Here is a 4,750-nt window from a genome sequence, read left to right as displayed (position 1 = left end):
CCCCGAGTTGATCCGTATCTCGCCCTGCAAGCGGGTTGCTATGAACCACTGGACTCAACTCACCCTGACACGCAGGGGTGCGATCTCGCTAAAGTCATGACGCAGTGCTGATCTGCGACACCACCGAAATGGTGCGCGCTCTTAACCGCCGTCTCCAGGAACAACGGTTCGGCAGCTTCCACGTGGGCGGCTTCCGCGGGACGTGCCGATCGTCTTCCAGGCGCAGCACCCGTCGTGGATCTAGCGCCAGCACGATGACGAGCTTGAGAAGCGGTACACCCAGGACCTCGCTGCGGCCATCGGGTGGGGCTTCGGGCAACCGGCCACTACGGAGGTCGGGTAGCGGCTCAGCTCCCACCGCCGAAGAGGTCCTACTCGCGGGTACCTACCTGGGCGTGCGGTTTCTCGAGCTACAGCGGCCGTCAGCCCCGACAGCGCCCGCCCTCAGGACGGCAGACGGTGGTCTGCTCGCACGTGATCGATCCCCAGATCGTGGTGGAGAATCCCCGGCGCGCTGGCTCGCACTGGGGCGATGGCAGCCAGGATGCCCCAGCAGGTGAGGTGGACAGCAGGATGCACGGCGTCGGGTGCGTCCCCGGCGTGGAACGTGAACCGCGTGTTGCCGCGGGCGTCGCCTGACTCGGTTTGCAGGCGCCACTGCAGGGGAGCGTCAGTGTCGGGGAGATCAGTGCCAAGCACAGCGCGCTCGTCGGCGCCTCCGGTCCGGAAGACGGCGTCGCCCAGGAGAGCCCGAGCGCGCTCCAGCGACGGCTCGTCGGCCGGATACTCGGTGACCGCCTGGGAGAGCGTCACCGACTGCGTGCCGCGACTGATCCCGGAGAGCGCCCGCATGACGTAGCCCGGCAGGGCAGTCGCATGTCCTCCGGTGGCGTGGTACGTGGAGCCACCGGCGCGACAGGCCGCGAGCACGGCCGCGGTATCGGCAACGGGGGAGACGGAGATGACGTCCGTGCCGGACGCCAGTGCCTCGAGCACCGCTTGGGAGTCCGGTGGCCCGTCGGTGGCGAACACGAGCAGATCCGCCGAATCACCCTTGGCAGTGCCGAGTTCGGCGCGCTCGGTGATCCGGTGGGTCAGGTGTTCAGCGACAGCGCCGTCGCCCACCACGGCGACTGTGATGGGCGTCGCGGCATCGGGCGGCGTGGTGTCAGTTGCCGGCTCCAGCCGGTAGCGGGGTGCGAGATCGGGGATGACGACTCCGGGCGGCGACGCGATGAGCGCAGGCGCCGCAGCCAGCATGGCGTTGACCGAGATGTCGGTGACGGCGTACCAGTCGGCGTTGAACGCTTCATCGTCGGGCTCGCTGCGCATCTCGACCCTGCCGGGCTTTCCCTCCAGGGTGATCAGGTGGCCGCCGGCGAGGCTGTTCGGATGATCGGGCCCCAGGTGCGCGTTGCCGCCGCCCACGTGCCAGCACTCCTCGTTGGTCATGAAGAGCCGGTCACCGATGTAGCCGCGGTAGGTCATGTGGATCGCGCCGACCGTGCCGGGTCGGATCACCGTGCCACCGGCAGCCACCTCCACCCGCGCGGGGACCGGGTAGACGTGACGTTCGACGCGCACCTGCTCCGGGGGCACACCCCATAGCTCCCAAGCGACGTTGCCGAGCACTGCGTCGAAGTAGAAGTGCTGCATCCAGGCAATCGCGTGGTCGTTGTCGACGGCGCTAAGCGGCTCTCCGAAGCCCAGGCTGGACAGGCCGCCCCACATGCCGTCGGGAGCCGCGGAGAGGTCTCCGACTTCGAGGAACCGCACCTCCTCGACCTCCTCCATGAGAAGGGCGAGCCGGAGCAGCACCTGCTCGACCATCAGGCCGGGGTGCAGCCCCGTTCCGTGCAGCGAGACGCCACCGTTCAGGCAGGCCTTCTGCAGGCGGGCGCCGTCGGCCCGTTGGTGGATCGCACGGCCGACGACGCCCCGCGCGAGCAGTTCGGCTCCGGGCCGCAGCGCGAAACCAACGGGGGAGTTGACGGCCCGCATGGTGGCGGCCAATCCCTTGAGCGCTCGCTTCTCGGCTGCGCCGAAGACGTTTCCAGTGACCTTGAGACGGGCCAGCGAGCGGAGTATCGACAGCGGCGAATGCGACTCGGAGAGCCAGGTCGGCTGGGCTGGATTGTGGAAGGCCGCCGCGGAGACGACGTTCTTGCCTGACTCCAGCAGTTCGATCACGTCCTCATCCGCCCCCTGCAGGAGTGCAGGCGTGGTGGGAGTGTGGATCACCAGGTCGGCGTCCAGCGCGAGGATCGCCTCCTTCGACGTGGTGGCGTGGATACCTACCGGGTCGCGGCCGGCGAGGACGCCGATGTCCACTCCGTTCTTGTGCGGGCTGAACACCTTCACACCCACGACGTCATAGTCGGGAGAGTCCAAGGTGGTTTGAAGGGCCCGTCCGCCCATGTCGCCGGGACCCCAGATCACGACCCGGATGGGTTGCTGCGCTGCCATGCTCGAAATGTAGACGAGAGCCGCTTCCCGGATGCCTTCGGTCCCGGCTGCGGACGTTTACTCACCAATCGCACCGGTCGCGCCCCAGCGGCGCCTGGGTTTGCAGCATCTTCGATTAGCAGTCGGCGGCAGTGAACTGGCCAGTGCACCACCTGCACCAATGCCATAGGCAGAGCCGAGCCGATCTGGAGGTCGGACAGGCCGGGTTGTTCACTTAGGGTCGGACTGCGGACTGCTCGGGAAATCCTTAAATATTCCTCGGCCGATTTGGTGTGCGGCGAAGCAGTGCTTCGGCTCCCTGGCGCCTTTCGCCAGGACGAGGTCTATCTCGCCTGCGCGGGGTGTCGAATAGTCCCACATGTCGGGACGATAGAGAAGCAATACGTTATCTGCGGCCGCCGTGATTGGGCCAACGGAGGGAAGGTGTTCGACCCAATCGGTCCGTTCCATGCCTATGCCAGCCTTTACCGCGAACGTAGTGGTAGCGATGATCGCGATGTTTTCGTCTAGAGCGATGCCTTTCAGGTGGCGGCAGAAGTCAACCATCACCGCTGAATGGGTCTTGGGTGATCGGGGAAAGGAGAGATCGTCGCCGTCGACGCCCACCATGTTGAGTGAATCGATGACGATCAGGTTCGCGCGGGGCTCGCTCGTCCAGAGTTCAAGTGTGAGATTTTGGAGGATCGCTCGGGGCTGACGGGTGTGGGTTCCGTATATGCGCATCCGCCCTTCGTATAGCTCGCGTCTTCCTACGACGAAGGAAGTTTCGGCCGGCGGATCTGTTGCTGCCCGAATTCGGTGTTCAAGTCGGTCCCGGGTGGTGTCGAGCGACATGATGTTGGCTGCCGCCCCGACTTCGGTGACCAACTGCTTGGCGATGTGCGTTGCCAGGGCGGTGACTCCGGATCCGGTGAAGCCGGCGATCACGGTCAGGGTTCCTGGCTGGAGTCCGTTGCCGAGCGCTGTGTCGATTTCACGAAAACCTGTGGGGACGGCACCGATCCCGTCGCCTGGCTGGTCATCGGTGTCGGTTTCGCTGCGTTCGATCCGGCGGGGGCGTTCGAATGGGTGTATGACTCGCACGTGTCGCACCGTAGCGGCCAGGTGTGACAGCTCTGGATCGCCAAGGCTCTGTCAGCGGGACACCACTTGCGTTCACTACACCTCGCTCCGTCAAGTCAACAAGACAGCGTTGATTCGCGTTGAAGCTCCCCGGGTTTCGTGCGCACCTTCTTTTGAGGGAAGGATGGCACGATGCCAACGAAGTACGACCAGGACATGAAGGCCAAGGCGGTTCGGCTGGTCCGCGAGCACCGCGACGAGTACGACACCGAGTGGGCGGCGATGCGGGCCATCTCGGCGCGGCTGGGGATGAGCGCGGAGACGCTGCGCAAGTGGGTGCGCCAGGCCGAGATCGACGAGGGTCAGGCCGCCGGGGTATCGACGGCGGAGAGCCGGGAGCTGCGCGAGCTGCGTAAGAAGAATCGCGAGCTTGAGCAGACTATCGAAATCCTCAAGGCCGCAACGAGTTTCTTCGCGCGGGAGAGCGACCCACGACACCGCTGATCTGTGAGTTCATCGCCGAGCATCGGGCTTGGTTCGGGGTCGCTCCGATCTGCCGCGTGCTCTCTGAGCACGGGTGCAAGATCGCCCCGAGAACCTTCTACGCCTGGCAGTCCCGGCCACCGTCGAAGCGAGCCCTGTGGGACATGACCCTCACCGAAATCCTGGCCGGCTACTACCAGGCTGATGCCGAGGGGCGGCGTAAGCCCGAGTCGCTCTACGGGGCGGCCAAGATGTGGGCTCACCTGCGACGCCAGGGCATCCCGGTGGCCCGATGCACCGTGGAGCGTCTGATGCGGGCTAATGGGTGGCAGGGGGTGCGGCGGGTCAAGAAGGTCCGCACCACGATCGCTGATCCCGCCGCCACCCGGGCGCCGGATCTGGTGGATCGCCAGTTCGGTGTCGATGCCCCCAATCGGCTGCTGGTTGCCGATTTCACCTATGTCAGGTTGGTGACCGGGGTGTTCGTCTATGTCGCGTTCGTCATCGACGCCTACGCCGGGCGGATCCTGGGCTGGGAGTGCTCGGCGACCAAGCACACCCGCTTCGTCGAGTCTGCGATCCGCCAGGCCGCAGCGTTGCGGGCTCGTGAAGGCCATCCATTGGCCGGGTCGACGGTGCATCACTCCGATGCCGGGTCGCAGGGCGGATTCAACTGGTCGTCGCAACGCCTTGACTGTGGAGGTGTTCAACAGTGGCGACGAAGGATTGGGCTGCGAAG

General features: G+C 65.8%; 2 protein-coding genes and 1 pseudogene. 1 reads left to right on the top strand and 2 read right to left on the bottom strand.

Annotation, left to right across the window (positions count from 1 at the left end):
• Positions 1-444 precede the first annotated feature (444 nt).
• Complete coding sequence (locus AWC18_RS00280; RefSeq protein WP_085136951.1) at positions 445-2,466, bottom strand: hypothetical protein; 2,022 nt, start codon at positions 2,464-2,466, stop codon at positions 445-447.
• A gap of 210 nt (positions 2,467-2,676) precedes the next feature.
• A complete protein-coding gene (locus tag AWC18_RS00275; RefSeq protein WP_165757952.1) occupies positions 2,677-3,549 on the bottom strand; it encodes a DnaB-like helicase C-terminal domain-containing protein in 873 nt (290 codons plus the stop codon).
• Between the two features lie 171 nt (positions 3,550-3,720).
• Between AWC18_RS00275 and AWC18_RS00270 the strand changes: the two are divergent.
• A pseudogene (locus AWC18_RS00270) lies at positions 3,721-4,673 on the top strand (IS3 family transposase); the annotation flags it as partial.
• Between the last annotated feature and the right edge of the window lie 77 nt (positions 4,674-4,750).

Origin of the sequence: Mycolicibacter nonchromogenicus (assembly GCF_002101775.1) — a bacterium.
Lineage (GTDB): Bacteria > Actinomycetota > Actinomycetes > Mycobacteriales > Mycobacteriaceae > Mycobacterium > Mycobacterium nonchromogenicum.
The sequence above is the reverse complement of the archived record's forward strand: the minus strand, read 5'-3'. Positions and strand labels throughout refer to the sequence as shown.

Excerpts from the sequence above, each read along its gene's own strand:
- AWC18_RS00280 (WP_085136951.1), bottom strand. The coding sequence starts at position 2,466 with ATGGCAGCGCAGCAACCCATCCGGGTCGTGATCTGGGGTCCCGGCGAC.